Genomic DNA, 13,681 nt, shown 5'->3' on the forward strand with positions numbered 1-13,681 from the left:
ACTATTCCAATCGAAGCATCCCGCCCCAAATCTTCCGCACAATTGGAGAACATCATGGCAGCGTCAAGCCGATCCGGCGTCAGCGGAAAATTATGGCTTCTGGCCACTGGCGTCGTCATCGCCATCGCGCTTTATACGGGCGGCTGGTTTTATGCGGCGTCGCTGCTGAAGGAGCAGACGCTGGCGTTGCTCGGCAGCCAGCAGAAGAACGGCATTTCCGCCGAATGCACCGATGCCGAATATCGCGGTTATCCGTTCCGTATCGGCCTGTTCTGCTCCAGGGTCGCGGTCGATGACCGGCAGAACGGCATTTCCGGCACGTTCGGAGCGCTGCGCTCGGCAGCCCAGGTCTACAATCCGGGCCATATCGTCTGGGAACTCGACTCGCCGATCGAAATGCGCACCAGCCATGGCTTGACGGTCTCCACCGTTTGGGAAAACTTCCAGTCGAGCCTGATCACCCGGTTGAGCGGCGTCGAGCGCGCCGCCTTCGTCATCGACAATTCGAAGACCAGCTTCGTTTCCTCCGCCACCGGCCAGACCTTCGACATCAGCGCCGCGCACACGGAAATCCATCTGCGCCAGAACGGCCCGGACCTTGATGCTGCCCTGTCGCTCGACAAGACCAACACTGTCATGAAGGACATGCCCCGGCTTCTGCCGCAGGTGGATGCCAAGATCGACGTGACGCTGGCCGGCCGCGCCGGCATGATCGATGGCAGCGACCCGAACGGCATCGCGCTGCACGGCACCAAGGGCGAGCTTCGCACACTCTCCGCCGATCTCGGCCAGGGCCGCCTGCTGACGATCTCCGGTCCGTTCTCGTTCGACGAGCGCGGTTATCTCTCGGGCAAGCTGAGGGTGAAGGTAGAGCAGATCGACGCCTGGCGGAACAGCCTCGGCGAGGCTTTTCCCGAGATCGCACCGACGCTGGAAACCGCGGCACGGATGCTCTCCGCTCTCGGCGGCGGCAAGAATGCCTCGCTCGACCTCACCATCCGGAACGGCAAGGTCATGGCCGGCGGCCTTATCCAGATCGGCGAAATCCCGCCGATCTGACAAGGTACGGCTGAGTTACTTCTTGGCGTCCAGCGCGTGGCGGCCGAAGTCCGGTGCATCCACGTCCTGGCCGGCCTGGATGATCGAGCGGCGGATGGCGCGGGTGCGGGTGAAAAGTTCGAACAGTTTGTCTCCCTCACCCCAGCGGATCGCTCGCTGCAGATAGGCGAGATCCTCCGAAAACCGCGCCAGCATTTCCAGGATCGCATCCTTGTTGTGCAGGCAGACGTCGCGCCACATGGTCGGGTCGGAAGCGGCCAGACGGGTGAAATCGCGGAAACCGGAGGCGGAATACTTGATGACTTCCGCATCCGTCACCGTTTCCAGATCGTCGGCCGTGCCGACGATATTGTAGGCGATGATATGCGGCAGGTGCGAAACGATCGCCAGCACTTTGTCGTGGTGCTGCGGGTCCATCTCGTCGATCCGTGAGCCGAGCGCCATCCAGAAGGATTTCAGCCGGTCTAGCGCTTCCGCATTGGTATCCGGCAGCGGCGTGAAGATGCACCAGCGGTCGCGGAACAGTCCCACGAAGCCTGCATCCGGGCCGGACTTTTCCGTACCGGCCAGCGGATGGCCCGGAATGAAATGCACGTTTTCCGGCATATGCGGCGCCATCTGCGCGATGACGGACGCCTTGGTCGAACCGACATCGGTGACGATGGCGCCTGGCTTCAGGTTGCCGGCGATCTGCTTGGCGACTTCTTCCGAGGCGCCGACCGGAACGGACACGATAACGAGGTCCGCATCCTTCACCGCTTCCGCGGCCGAGGATACATAATGCGTGCCGAGCCGCAGCTCTTCCGCCCGCTTCAGTGTCTCGGCGCTGCGGGACGAGATCACCACGTCGCGGGCAAGCGCGAGTTCACGCACGTCGCGGGCGATCGACGAGCCGATCAGGCCGATGCCGATCAGCGCGATGCGATCGAAATGCGCCGTGCTCATGCGCCCTTACCCATAAATTCGCCGAGCGCTTCGATGACGCCGCGATTGGCTTCTTCCGAACCGACCGTCATGCGCAACGCATTCGGGAAACCGTATCCCTTCACCATGCGCAGGATATAACCGCGGCTGGTGAGGAATGCATCCGCTTCCGGCGCACGCTTGCCGTCGACGTCGGGGAAGTGGATCAGCAGGAAGTTGGTGACGGAAGGCGTGACCGTCAGGCCGAGCGCCTGGAAGGCATGGGTGAGCTTGTCGAGCCACAACGTGTTGTGCTCGACGGAAGCTTCGACGAAGGCCTGATCGCGAATCGCGGCGGCACCAGCGGCAATGCCCGGAGCGTTCATGTTGAACGGGCCGCGCACGCGGTTCAGCGCGTCGAGGATCGTAGCCGGGCCGTACATCCAGCCGATACGCAGCGCAGCCAGACCGTAGACCTTCGAGAAGGTGCGGGTCATCACCACATTCTTGTTGGAGGACACGAGCTCGAGGCCGGCCTCGTAATCGTTCTTCTTCACGTATTCCGCATAGGCCGCATCGAGAACCAGAATGACGTTCTTCGGCAGGCCGGCATGCAGGCGGCGGATATCTGCGACGGGAACGTAAGTGCCGGTCGGATTGCCCGGATTAGCGATGAAGACCATCTTCGTCTTGTCGGTGACAGCGGCGAGGATCGCGTCGACATCGACCGTGCAATCCTTTTCCTTCACCTCGATCGCCTTGGCGCCCGCCCCCATGATCTGGATCTTGTAGACCAGGAAGCCGTGTTCGGTGATGATCGCCTCGTCGCCGGCGCCGAGATAGACGTGGCAGAGCAGGCCGAGCAACTCGTCGGAACCGTTGCCGCACATGATGTTTGCGACATTCAGGCCATGCACGGAAGCGATCGCCTCGCGCAGCGCCATGGCCTGGCCGTCCGGGTAAAGCTCCAGATTGCCGGCAGCCTGCTTGAAGGCCTCGATCGCCTTCGGGCTGGCGCCCATCGGGGTCTCGTTGGAGGAAAGCTTGAAGACGCGCGCCACACCGGGAGCATGTTCCTTGCCGGGCACATAGGCGGCGATATCCAGAATGCCTGGACGCGGAACGGGCTCATTCGTGACGATGCTCATCGGATCAAACCTTTTTCGGAAATGCCTTACGGCAAAAGACTGAAAGGCATTAAAGCCGAAAACCGCCTTTGTCGAGTGATGCGGCTTTCTGCCTCTCATTCGAATTTGTGATGTGCCGTTGTCGGGAAGGCGACCGGCCATACGTCTTTCAGAAGACATAAACGTCAAAGGAGTAAAGATCATGAGCACCGGAGACTATGACGACATCCGCGCATTGATGGACGATTGGGCGAAAGCACTGCGCGAAAAGAACGCCGACGCGATCATCGCCTGCCAGTCGCAGACCGTGCGGCATTTTTCCCTGGCGCCGCCGCTGGAAGAGATCGGCAATCATCGGGATGGCTTACAGAGCTGGTTGGATACCTGGGACGGCAATCTCATCTTCGAAATCCGCAACACGGATCTGCGCGGCGGCGGCGACACCGCCTGGTGCAGCGCGCTTGCAAGGCTCGGCGGCAGCAAGATTGGCCAAAGCGAACAGGCATTCTGGATGCGGATCACGCTAGCTTTTGCGCGTGAGGAAGGTCGCTGGCTGATCGTGCATATCCACGAGTCGGTCCCCTTCTCGATGGAAGGCCAGCCGCTGGCGATCTTCGATCTCAAACCGTGATCAGCGCACCCGCGTCGTCGGCACGCCCTGCGGCGCCAGTACCGGCACGAAGACGCGGCGCGAGGCGCGCGCCGCAACCGGCAGGCCCTGATAAAGCCGCTTCTGTGCCTCGATTACCAGCACGCCGGAGAAGACCGGCCAGAAACGGCGGCCCATGCGCTCCAGCGCGCTCCGGAGCTTCAGGACCATCCGGATTTTCGACGGCGGAAAGAACAGCGCCTCAGCGCTGGCGCCGGGTGTGAAGTTCGTTTCGCGCAACAGCGCCGTCAGCTGGCCGCGCGAATAGGGGCGGCCGGAACCGAAGGGCGTGTGCTCCATCTGCGCCCAGACGCCACGGCGGTTCGGCACGACGATGACCAGCCGCCCGCCCGGCGCCAGCACGCGCCAGAGCTCCTTCAGCGTCTCGCTCGGGTTTTCGGCAAATTCCAGCGAATGCACCATCAGCACGCGATCGATGGAGCTGTCCGGCAGCGGCAGCTCTTCGTCGAATACCAGTGCCGTCGACGAAAGCTCGCCGACCGGCCAGTTCACTGCCCCCTGCTGTGCCGGCATAAAAGCGAAGGTGCGCTCGGTATCGGTCCGGAAACGATCGAGATAAGGAACGACATAACCCAGTCCCACCAACCGCTCCTGCGGCAGCCGCGCCCAAAGGGACGACAGCGCCATAGCGATCGACTGCTCGGCGAGATGGCCAAGCGGCGAGTGATAGAATTCGCGGAGATCGACGATATCGACTGACATTCAAAAGGTCACTTGTCGGCAAATTGACCGGCGGTCGCGGTTGGACTTCGGGTGCTCAGTCTCTACATTGTTGCTCAAAACAATTTGAGCAATAGGGACGATCTTATGAAACCACTGGAACTCGAAGTTTTTTCATGCCGAAGCGATAATTACGGTGTTCTCGTCCACGATCCCGAAAGCGGTCTGACGGCTTCCATCGATGCGCCGGAGGAACAGCCGATCCTCGATGCCGCCGCCCGTCGCGGCTGGAAGCTCACCCATATCTTCACCACCCATCACCATGGCGACCATGTGGAAGCCAATCTGGCGCTGAAGGAAAAGTTCGGCCTCGAAATCATCGGCCCGGTCAACGAGGCGGTAGCGATCCCTGGCCTCGACCGCACCATGGCGGATGGCGACGAATTCCAGTTCGGCGAGCATGTGGTGCGCGTCATCGAGACACCCGGTCATACCGCCGGCCATATCTGCTTCCACTTTCCCGACGACAAGATCCTGTTTGCCGCCGATACGCTTTTCGCGCTCGGCTGTGGCCGCCTGTTCGAACGCCCGGCTGCGGACATGTGGGCTTCGCTGCAGAAGCTCGCCGTGCTGCCGGACGAAACCGCGATCTATTTCGGCCACGAATACACGCTCTCCAATGCCCGGTTCGCGCTCAGTATCGATACGGAAAACGAGCGGCTTAAGGCCCGTGTGAAGGAGATCGAGGCGCAACGCGCCGAGGGCAAGTTCACCATTCCGACGATGATGGGGCTTGAGAAGGAGACTAACCCCTTCCTGCGCGCCGCCGACCCCTCGATCCGTCGCAACCTCCTGATGGAAGGCAATTCCAACGAAGAAGTCTTTGCCGAAATCCGCAAGCGCAAGGACAATTTCTAAGTGGACGCCAAGGAAATCATCGAGACCCTCGGCATGCAGCGCCATCCCGAGGGCGGCTGGTATGTCGAGACATTTCGCGACGGCAATGGTGGCAAGCGCGGTCATTCGACCGCGATCTACTACCTGCTGGAAGCAGGCGAACGATCCCACTGGCACCGGGTTCGTGATGCGGCGGAGGTCTGGCACTTTTATGCCGGCGATCCGCTGCATCTACGAATTTCCGACGGCGAAACCACCGAGACGGTGACGTTGGGTACTGACCTTGCCAAAGGCGAACGCCCGCAAGCGGTTGTCCCGGCCAATGCGTGGCAGGCGGCCGAACCGCTTGGTCGCTTCACGCTGGTCGGCTGCACCGTGGCGCCGGGCTTCGATTTCGCAAGTTTCGAAATGGCGCCACCGGACTGGGAGCCGTCGGCCTAGAGCATTTCCAGCAAAAGTGCGAAGCGGTTTTGCGTCCGGAAATGCGTTGAAACAAGGACTTAGAGCATTTTCGCGATTCGGAGAAAAGCGGAACTGCTCTAAAACCGCGGCATGCCGGCAATGGCGAGGGTGAAGATCAGCTGGGCAGTGAAATACGTGCCCCAGACAAAAGGCTTCAGCCTTTTTGCCATCGGGTCGCTTGGTTTCACCACAAAACACTGGAGACCGAGTGCGGTGTCCGACAGCAGGAACAGCGTTGCCGCTACACCCGGCATGACGGGCCTGACGGCGAGCGCCGACACCGCCATCGCGACGATCGCCATGGCATAAACGGCGACGGGCAGCGCCAGTTTTCCCGCCGGTCGCCACAGGATGAACAGCAAGAGCCCTGCCAGCATGACGAAGAACCATGCGAACGCATAGCGCGCCGGGCTTGCAAGGATCAGCGCCAGATCGGCATGCGGCCAGAACAGAGCCACATAGGTAATATGCGATAGGAGAAAGGCGAGCAGGCCGGCAATGAACGACGGCTCGCCGTCATAGGCGAGGCACAGATCGCCGAGCGCCGCCAAAGCCAGCGCCGTCGCAAGCAACGGCGCATGCATGGCAAGCGCGTAACCTGAAAGCAGCAGCACCGGCAGCGTCTTCAGGACGGTGCGCGGATGGCTCGCCGGCTTTTCCAGCCAGCGAAAATAGACGAGTGCAAGCAAGACCGATGCGACCAGCACAACGGATAAAAAGATCGACATTTCTTCCCCCAACGGCCCTGACGATCAGGGACGCCTATTCAGCAGCAGCCTCACCAACCGGCTTTGGCCTTAACATATCCCGCGCCGCCAGCACTGCCCCGCCGGTGATCAGCAGGCACGCAAGCAAAATGCGCCAATCGGGCTCGGCGACGCCGGATGCCACCAGGATCAGCGTCGAAAGAAGCGGTGCCGCATAGCTCGCCGCGCCGATGATCTGGATGTCGCCATTCTTGACGCCATAGTCCCAGGCGTAAAAGCCGGCCCCGAGCGGCAACAGCCCGAGCCCGATCACCGCCGCCCACTCGCCCCCGTCAGCCGGCCAGACCGTCGTTTCCAGAGCCAGATGGCAGGCGAGCGACAGAAGCGACGTTCCCAGGCAAAATCCCGTCACCACATCCGTCGAAACCTTGTCGAAGCTGCGCGTCATCAGCGAATAACCACACCAGGTGAAAGCGCAGAGAAATGCTGCGCCATAACCCAGCGCATAACCGCCCTCGAAGGAAATTCCGTTGCGGGAAACGATGGTGATCGTGCCGCAAAGCCCGATCAGCGCGCCGGCCACATGATACCAGCGCAGCTTTTCGCCCGGCAGTAAAGCTGAACCGACGACGATGAACAGCGGCCAGAGATAGGCGATCAGCCCCGCCTCGACGGCCGGCGCGTTTCGGAGCGCCGTAAAATACAGGAAGTGATAACCGAACAGGCCGCCGATACCGATGATCCACACCTTGGCAGGCTGCTTCAGAAACGCGATGCGCTCCGGCTTGACGGCAAAAAGGATGAGACCCGGCAGGCTGCCGATAGCGAAGGTCATCGCGTTCATCTGGAACGGCGGCACCTTGCCGGATGCGGCGGTCATCAGTGCAAGCAGCGACCACATCAGGATCGCCGTAAAGCCGATCAAAGTCCCGCGGATTTTCACCCCTGCTCCCCCAAGCGCCGCCCCCTTTTGGCAGGCGCTCCATCAGCGGCCGTATTTGACGGCCGTCACATAAACCTGCCCCATCCTCGTCGGAATGACGGCATAGACAGGAGCGTATACATTGACCGATTGGGCCTTGGCAAACCAGATTTCCATAGGTGTCTTGCGCAGGTATTCGATATCGCTCCGCCCCTTGCGGAAACCGGATTTCGGCACGTAGCGGATCGAGCAGACGATCGCCTCACCCGCGAACCCATCCGTCTTGAATTCCTTCGTCCCCTTCGGCGTCAACACCAGGTCCATGCGGCTTTCGCCGTCATAGATCGGCAGGCGGCTCGGGCAGACCTTCGCATTGCCGGGGAAGATCAGCCCGCTCAGCGGATCGAGCACGGCGCGCAGATCCTTGTCGGTGACCGGGATCCAGGTTTCCGGATTGCGCTTCGGTTCCGGCTTCACCGTCGTCTCGGTCACATCGCCATTGCGATATTCGATATCGTAGACACGGGTACGCTTGCCGGATGTGTAGACGAGATTGTAGCGGTCGGCCTGCAGCTTGTCGGCCTGCATCCGGCCGCTGACGCTTGTCTCGGCCGAAATGCGACTGATAATGTTGACGATGCCGGCCGATTTGAACGTGCCGTTGATCTTGTAGTCGCGATCGTCGAATTCCGTGGAAAAGGAAGCGGTGGCGATCGGCAATATGCCGAGCGATATGTCGTATTCGCTGACATGACGGACTTCGGCAGACCCGACGGGTGAGGCCGCAATCCCGAAGATGAGCATGAACGCGCTGACGATACGGCCTGTAAGGATCATGATTCCGTCCTGAACGATGAAGACGCCAGAACGTCTTTCCCATGACATATAGACTGCGCATAATGGCAAGAAAATAGCGGTATAAGCCCTTGGCCGATGGATTCTCTTCGGCAGGACTAGCGGTTTTGGCTTGACGCGGCTGACCTCACTGACTATAGAACCGCAACTTTCCAATCAGGACCAGTTGGATCGGCGCACCGGGCATTGCCTGGAAGAGCTATCCGATTGCAGAAGAACAAAGGTGTAATCATGTCTCGTGTGTGCGAACTGACCGGCAAGGGCGTTATGACCGGTAACAACGTTAGCCATGCCAACAACAAGACCCGTCGCCGGTTCCTGCCGAACCTCTGCCAGGTCACGCTTATTTCGGACGTTCTCGGCCAGCGTTACCGCCTGCGCGTTTCGGCTCACGCCCTGCGTTCGGTTGAACATCGCCGTGGCCTCGATGCCTTCCTGCTGAAGTCCAACGAAACCGAACTGTCGATGCGCGCTCGTCTGCTGCGCCGCCAGATCGCCAAGAAGACCGCAGAAGCGGCTGTCGCTGCTGCCTGATCGGCTCTCGACTTAGATATCGGCTTTGAGAAAGGCTTGAACGGGTAATACCGTACAAGCCTTTTCTCTTGCTTTACATTGTGGCTCCAACTGGTGGCATCACCCAGGATAAAAAAATGCTGAGCATTCGCTATACCCTTATCTATGCCCTGCTGATGACGGCGATCGTCGTCGCTTCCAACATCCTCGTGCAGTTCCCGCTATCGGGTTCGCTCTGGGGCGTCGCCCTTGGCGATCTGTTGACCTGGGGCGCCTTTACTTATCCGATCGCCTTCCTGATCACCGACCTCACCAACCGCCAGTTCGGGCCGACCGTCGCCCGCCGCGTGGTTTTCGTTGGTTTCGTCGTTGGCGTCACCCTGTCCTTCTGGGCCTCGATCCCGCGCATTGCGGTCGCCTCCGGCACCGCCTTCCTAATCGGCCAGCTGCTCGACATCTCCGTCTTCAACAGGCTCCGCCGCCAGACCTGGTGGCAGGCGCCGCTCGCCGGCTCGCTGCTCGGCTCGGTGCTGGATACGGTCCTGTTCTTTTCGATCGCCTTTGCGCCCGTCTTCGCCTTCATCGGTCCGAACGACGATTTCGCCATCGGCTGGGCACCGCTTCTCGGCGCATTCTCCACGGAAGCACCCCGCTGGATCTCCTGGGCGCTTGGCGATCTCTGCGTCAAGGTCCTGGTCGGCGTCGTGCTGCTATTGCCCTACGGCGCGCTGATGAACGTGCTGAAGCCGATGCCGCAGGCGGCGAAGGCGGCCTGATTCCGGGTTGATGCTCGAACGCGGAGCCCCCTCACCCGGCCTCCGCTTCGCTCGGCCACCCTCTCCCCGCTGGGGAGAGGGAAATTAGCAGCACCTTCCCTTCTCCCCCCTCGGGGAGAAGGTGGCCCAAAGGGCCGGATGGGGGGCTCCGCGTAAACAGCTCGCGAATTAATTGTTCAGCCGAAATTCCAGCATTACATTCCGCTGCAGGAAATGATTGCCGTTGTCGTCGGAAATCAGGATCACATGCGGCTTGCCGTCCGTACCGGCGATCACATCGATGCCTTCCATGTTGTCGATGGCATAGCTCATATCCGCTTCCAGTAGCATCTCGCCATCCACCAGTGCGCCCGGACGGATATCCTCGCCCTTGATGCGCCTCAGCCGCATGCCGAGCCCGCCAAGCACGCTGAAACGCCGCTCCAGGAGCAGGAAATCCCCGTTTGGCAGGAAAGCACCATCGGTCGCGTCAAAGGGGTCGTGGCGCTTAACCTTAAAGACACCCTTCAGCGGCCCTTCCAGGATCGCGGCAAACAGATCACCGTTGTCGTCGAGACTATGCTCCGTCACGACGATCGGCGAACCCTTGAGCGGTCCGGATTTCGGCGAAACGGCCACCGTTTCCATGCCGGCATTCATGCGGAACTCGTTGCGCGGGATCGGCAGGTCCAGCGTGCGCAACGGCGCCGAAGTCTCAAAACCCGGATCGGGATAGGCATCGACACGATGCAGCTGCTCGAAACTGACCAGCACCTGGCCATCACGCAATGCCAGCCCTTCGGCATCCGTCGTGTATTTGGTGCCCACACGCCCGCCGCGGATCAGCATCGGGTTAACAATAACATCCGTCAGTCCTGAAAGCCTGCCCTTGGCGTCACGCTGGATACGGCCGGTCAGCCAGTTGCCGGTATCGAGAACCGAAATGAAGTGCTCGACATCCGGTCTGAAGCGGATGCTCGACAGCGACTGCATTCGATCATCGGAGGAAGAAAATTCGATGCCGCCCAGGAATTCCAGCGGCCCGAACTGCGTCTTTCCGCCGGGCGCGAATTGCGAAATCACTTTCGCCTGAACCGGGATGTCCGGCGTCGCCGTGGCAACCGGCGACGCAAGGGAAATCAGAAAGCCGGCCCAGAGGGCAAAACGAAAAAGCTTCAAGCGTCGGGCCTCAGCTGGCCCGGCGCATGCCGCCAGCGGCGCGGCCATTGGTTTCGGCAAAAAGCTCGGCAAGCTGCTCGGTCATCGCACCAGCCAGTTCGTCCGCATCGACGATCGTCACGGCCTTGCGGTAGTAGCGCGTCACGTCGTGGCCGATACCGATCGCCAGAAGCTCCACCGGCGAGCGTGTCTCGATCTGCTCGATGACGGCGCGCAGATGCCGTTCCAGATAGTTGCCCGGATTGACCGACAGCGTCGAGTCGTCCACCGGCGCACCGTCCGAGATCATCATCATGATCTTGCGCTGCTCGCGCCGCGCGATCAGACGGTTATGCGCCCACATCAGCGCTTCGCCGTCGATGTTTTCCTTCAGCAGGCCTTCGCGCATCATCAGGCCGAGATTGCGGCGCGAACGGCGCCACGGCGCATCGGCCGACTTGTAGACGATGTGGCGCAGGTCGTTGAGACGGCCGGGCGTCGGCGGCTTGCCGCTCGCCAGCCACTTTTCACGCGCCTGACCGCCCTTCCAAGCCTTGGTGGTAAAGCCGAGGATCTCGACCTTGACGCCGCAACGCTCCAGCGTGCGGGCCAGAATGTCGGCGCAGGTGGCCGCAACCGTGATCGGCCGGCCGCGCATCGAGCCGGAATTGTCGATGACCAGAGTGACGACCGTATCGCGGAACTGCGTGTCGCGCTCCTTCTTGAAGGAGAGTGGCTGCATCGGGTCGATGATCAGACGCACGAGGCGGGCCGGATCGAGGTAGCCCTCTTCCAGGTCGAAATCCCAGGAGCGGTTCTGCTGCGCCATCAGGCGGCGCTGCAGACGGTTTGCCAAGCGGCCGACAGCACCCTGCAGATGCGCAAGCTGCTTGTCGAGGAAAGCGCGCAGCCGATCGAGTTCCGCTTCGTCGCAAAGCTCCTCGGCGGTGATCTCTTCGTCGAATTCTAGACTGAAGATCTTGTAGTCGACCTTGTCGTTGAAATCGTCGAACGGGCTGTTCGGGCGGCGGGTCTCGCCGGGTGTCTCGGAATGTTCGTCGCTGTCGTCCGACATGTCGTCGTCGGACATTTCGGCGCCGTCCATCTCGCCGTCTTCCATCTCGTCATCGGACTGGTCGCTCTGCTCGGCGGGCTGCGCATCGGCGCCGGCCTCTTCCTCGACGTCCTCATTGTCCGTCTCGTTGGAGCGCGGCTGGTCCTCCTCGGAGGGATTTTCCATCTCCTCCGGTTCGGCTTCCTCGTCGGCAAACTCTTCCGCCATCTGCATGGAGGAGAGCATGTGGCGCACGAGCTTGGCGAAGGCTTGCTGGTCTTCGATCACGGTGCGCAGATTGTCGAGATCGCCTGTCGCCTTCTCCTCGATGAAGGGGCGCCAGAGATCGAGCACCTTGCCGGCACTGGCCGGCGGCTTCTGGCCGGTCAGCTTTTCGCGCACCAGCATGGCGACCGCTTCCGCGATCGGCGCATCTTCCTGCCGTTCGATGCCGGTAAAATTCGCCTTGGCGTATTTTTCCGTCTGCATCGCGTTGAGGTTTGCGGCCATGCCGGCCATGCGCAGCGCGCCTATCGATTCCACACGCGCCTGCTCGACGGCATCGAACACGACACGTGCGTCAGCGCCCTGCGGCGACATGCTGGCATGGGTAGACGTGTCGTGGCAGGCCAGACGCAGCGCCATCGAATCGCCAAGCCCGCGGGTCACCGCAAGCTCCTGCGCCGTCGGGCGCTTGGAGATTTCCGGCAGGCGGATGCGCTCGCCGGCAAGGCCCGGCCGCTCGTTGGCGAACGTGACCTCGACTTCCGCATCGCCGGCAATCGACCGGACACAGCCGGTAATCGCCCGGCGCAACGGCTCGGTATCGACCGGGCCGCCTGGTTTGGCTTTCGAATTGTCTCCGCGACCTGCCATGACCGTCCCCTTTGCTTATGCTCCGAGAACGATGTTGGCGGCGCTTTCCTTCAGCTCGACACCGAAGGCGCGCTGGTACTGTTCGGCTACCAGCGTACGTTCCAACTCGTCGCACTTGTTGAGGAAGGTGATGCGGAAGGCGAAAGCAACGTCACCGAAGATCTCGGCATTTTCCGCCCAGGTGATGACGGTACGCGGGCTCATGACGGTCGAAAGATCGCCATTGATGAAGGCCGAACGGGTAAGATCGGCAACGCGCACCATCTTGGAGACGGTTTCGCGGCCTTCCTTCGTGCTGCCGAAGGACTTCACCTTGGCGGCGACGATATCGACTTCCTTCTCGTGCGGCAGATAGTTCAGCGTGGTCACGATCGACCAACGGTCCATCTGCGCCTGGTTGATCTGCTGCGTACCGTGATAGAGGCCGGTCGTATCGCCGAGGCCGACCGTGTTCGCGGTTGCGAAGATGCGGAAGGCAGGGTGAGGACGGATGACACGGCTCTGGTCGAGCAGCGTCAGGCGGCCGGAAGATTCCAGCACGCGCTGGATGACGAACATCACGTCCGGGCGACCGGCATCGTATTCGTCGAAGACGAGCGCGACATTGTGCTGGTAGGCCCAGGGAAGAATGCCGTCCTTGAATTCGGTGACCTGCTTGCCGTCCTTCAGGACGATCGCGTCCTTGCCGACGAGGTCGATACGGCTGACATGGCTGTCGAGGTTGATGCGCACGCAAGGCCAGTTAAGGCGGGCGGCGACCTGCTCGATATGGGTGGACTTGCCGGTACCGTGGAAGCCCGACACCATCACGCGGCGGTTATGGGCAAAGCCTGCGAGAATGGCGAGCGTCGTGTCGCGGTCGAACAGGTAATCCGGGTCGAGATCGGGAACGTAGGGATCGCCGTGGCTGTAGGCTGGAACCTTGATATCGGAATCGATGCCGAAAACTTCCCGGACCGAAACAGTGGTATCGGGAAGATTGGAAATGTCTAGATCAATCTTGCTCATCATCTCTCCAAGGCGCGAGCCGCCGCCCGGCCGTCGTCCTCACTGGCACTAATGT

The 13,681-nt window shown here is 61.3% G+C and carries 15 protein-coding genes; 6 read left to right on the forward strand and 9 right to left on the reverse strand.

Annotated features, from left to right (window positions below; genetic code table 11):
* The first annotated feature begins 54 nt into the window (after positions 1-54).
* Entirely contained in the window at positions 55-1,059 is a 1,005-nt protein-coding gene (locus tag KX729_RS20490; RefSeq protein ID WP_219744348.1) for a DUF2125 domain-containing protein, read from the forward strand.
* 15 nt (positions 1,060-1,074) lie between these two features.
* Here KX729_RS20490 and KX729_RS20495 read toward each other — a convergent pair whose 3' ends face one another.
* Together KX729_RS20495 and hisC are read right to left on the reverse strand one after the other, a co-directional pair.
* Positions 1,075-2,004, reverse strand: a complete 930-nt coding sequence (locus tag KX729_RS20495) for a prephenate/arogenate dehydrogenase family protein (protein ID WP_219744349.1) — start codon at positions 2,002-2,004, stop codon at positions 1,075-1,077.
* A complete protein-coding gene (gene hisC, locus KX729_RS20500) occupies positions 2,001-3,110 on the reverse strand; it encodes a histidinol-phosphate transaminase (protein ID WP_219744350.1) in 1,110 nt (369 codons plus the stop codon). Before hisC ends, KX729_RS20495 begins: the two co-directional genes overlap by 4 nt.
* 181 nt (positions 3,111-3,291) lie before the next feature.
* Between hisC and KX729_RS20505 the strand changes: the two genes are divergently transcribed.
* Positions 3,292-3,720, forward strand: a complete 429-nt coding sequence (locus tag KX729_RS20505; protein WP_219744351.1) for a nuclear transport factor 2 family protein — start codon at positions 3,292-3,294, stop codon at positions 3,718-3,720.
* On the opposite strand, the gene KX729_RS20510 is transcribed toward KX729_RS20505, so the two are convergent.
* On the reverse strand, positions 3,721-4,461 hold the full coding sequence (locus KX729_RS20510) for a class I SAM-dependent methyltransferase (RefSeq protein ID WP_219744352.1): 741 nt from the start codon (positions 4,459-4,461) through the stop codon (positions 3,721-3,723).
* Between the two features lie 105 nt (positions 4,462-4,566).
* Here KX729_RS20510 and gloB point away from each other — a divergent pair, with 105 nt between their 5' ends.
* Complete coding sequence (gloB, locus tag KX729_RS20515) at positions 4,567-5,337, forward strand: hydroxyacylglutathione hydrolase (RefSeq protein WP_219744353.1); 771 nt, start codon at positions 4,567-4,569, stop codon at positions 5,335-5,337.
* On the forward strand, positions 5,338-5,757 hold the full coding sequence (locus tag KX729_RS20520) for a cupin domain-containing protein (RefSeq protein WP_219744354.1): 420 nt from the start codon (positions 5,338-5,340) through the stop codon (positions 5,755-5,757). It begins immediately after the preceding gene.
* 98 nt (positions 5,758-5,855) lie between these two features.
* Here KX729_RS20520 and KX729_RS20525 read toward each other — a convergent pair whose 3' ends face one another.
* The 3 genes from KX729_RS20525 to KX729_RS20535 are packed head-to-tail and all read right to left on the reverse strand — an operon-like array spanning position 5,856 to position 8,244.
* Complete coding sequence (locus tag KX729_RS20525; protein ID WP_219744355.1) at positions 5,856-6,506, reverse strand: lysoplasmalogenase family protein; 651 nt, start codon at positions 6,504-6,506, stop codon at positions 5,856-5,858.
* A gap of 34 nt (positions 6,507-6,540) precedes the next feature.
* Entirely contained in the window at positions 6,541-7,428 is an 888-nt protein-coding gene (gene yddG, locus KX729_RS20530; RefSeq protein ID WP_219744356.1) for an aromatic amino acid exporter YddG, read from the reverse strand.
* 42 nt (positions 7,429-7,470) lie between these two features.
* Positions 7,471-8,244, reverse strand: coding sequence for a DUF3108 domain-containing protein (locus KX729_RS20535; protein WP_219744357.1), 774 nt, complete (start codon positions 8,242-8,244; stop codon positions 7,471-7,473).
* Positions 8,245-8,493: 249 nt separating this feature from the next.
* On the opposite strand from KX729_RS20535, the gene rpmB reads away from it, so the two are divergent.
* Entirely contained in the window at positions 8,494-8,796 is a 303-nt protein-coding gene (rpmB, locus tag KX729_RS20540) for a 50S ribosomal protein L28 (protein ID WP_219744358.1), read from the forward strand.
* Positions 8,797-8,912: 116 nt separating this feature from the next.
* Positions 8,913-9,551 (forward strand): queuosine precursor transporter, encoded by a 639-nt coding sequence (locus KX729_RS20545; RefSeq protein WP_219744359.1) that lies wholly within the window; start codon positions 8,913-8,915, stop codon positions 9,549-9,551.
* A 168-nt stretch (positions 9,552-9,719) separates the two neighbouring features.
* Here the strand turns inward: KX729_RS20545 and KX729_RS20550 are convergent, their stop codons facing one another.
* The 3 genes from KX729_RS20550 to cobS are packed head-to-tail and all read right to left on the reverse strand — an operon-like array spanning position 9,720 to position 13,626.
* Entirely contained in the window at positions 9,720-10,709 is a 990-nt protein-coding gene (locus KX729_RS20550; RefSeq protein WP_246617729.1) for an esterase-like activity of phytase family protein, read from the reverse strand.
* Positions 10,710-10,719: 10 nt separating this feature from the next.
* Entirely contained in the window at positions 10,720-12,618 is a 1,899-nt protein-coding gene (cobT, locus tag KX729_RS20555) for a cobaltochelatase subunit CobT (protein WP_219744361.1), read from the reverse strand.
* A gap of 15 nt (positions 12,619-12,633) precedes the next feature.
* The gene (gene cobS, locus KX729_RS20560) at positions 12,634-13,626 is read right to left on the reverse strand and encodes a cobaltochelatase subunit CobS (protein WP_219744362.1); all 993 of its coding nucleotides are present in this window, start codon (positions 13,624-13,626) and stop codon (positions 12,634-12,636) included.
* Positions 13,627-13,681: the final 55 nt, after the last annotated feature.

Source organism: Neorhizobium populisoli, assembly GCF_019430945.1.
GTDB classification, from domain to species: domain Bacteria; phylum Pseudomonadota; class Alphaproteobacteria; order Rhizobiales; family Rhizobiaceae; genus Neorhizobium; species Neorhizobium populisoli.

Bases quoted from the DNA above. Each gene is read 5' to 3' on its own strand.
- hisC (WP_219744350.1), bottom strand. From the start codon at position 3,110: ATGAGCATCGTCACGAATGAGCCCGTTCCGCGTCCAGGCATTCTGGAT.
- KX729_RS20535 (WP_219744357.1), bottom strand. From the start codon at position 8,244: ATGATCCTTACAGGCCGTATCGTCAGCGCGTTCATGCTCATCTTCGGG.
- KX729_RS20545 (WP_219744359.1), top strand. From the start codon at position 8,913: ATGCTGAGCATTCGCTATACCCTTATCTATGCCCTGCTGATGACGGCG.
- cobT (WP_219744361.1), bottom strand. From the start codon at position 12,618: ATGGCAGGTCGCGGAGACAATTCGAAAGCCAAACCAGGCGGCCCGGTC.
- KX729_RS20490 (WP_219744348.1), top strand. From the start codon at position 55: ATGGCAGCGTCAAGCCGATCCGGCGTCAGCGGAAAATTATGGCTTCTG.
- gloB (WP_219744353.1), top strand. From the start codon at position 4,567: ATGAAACCACTGGAACTCGAAGTTTTTTCATGCCGAAGCGATAATTAC.
- KX729_RS20505 (WP_219744351.1), top strand. From the start codon at position 3,292: ATGAGCACCGGAGACTATGACGACATCCGCGCATTGATGGACGATTGG.
- KX729_RS20510 (WP_219744352.1), bottom strand. From the start codon at position 4,461: ATGTCAGTCGATATCGTCGATCTCCGCGAATTCTATCACTCGCCGCTT.
- rpmB (WP_219744358.1), top strand. From the start codon at position 8,494: ATGTCTCGTGTGTGCGAACTGACCGGCAAGGGCGTTATGACCGGTAAC.
- KX729_RS20495 (WP_219744349.1), bottom strand. From the start codon at position 2,004: ATGAGCACGGCGCATTTCGATCGCATCGCGCTGATCGGCATCGGCCTG.
- KX729_RS20525 (WP_219744355.1), bottom strand. From the start codon at position 6,506: ATGTCGATCTTTTTATCCGTTGTGCTGGTCGCATCGGTCTTGCTTGCA.
- cobS (WP_219744362.1), bottom strand. From the start codon at position 13,626: ATGAGCAAGATTGATCTAGACATTTCCAATCTTCCCGATACCACTGTT.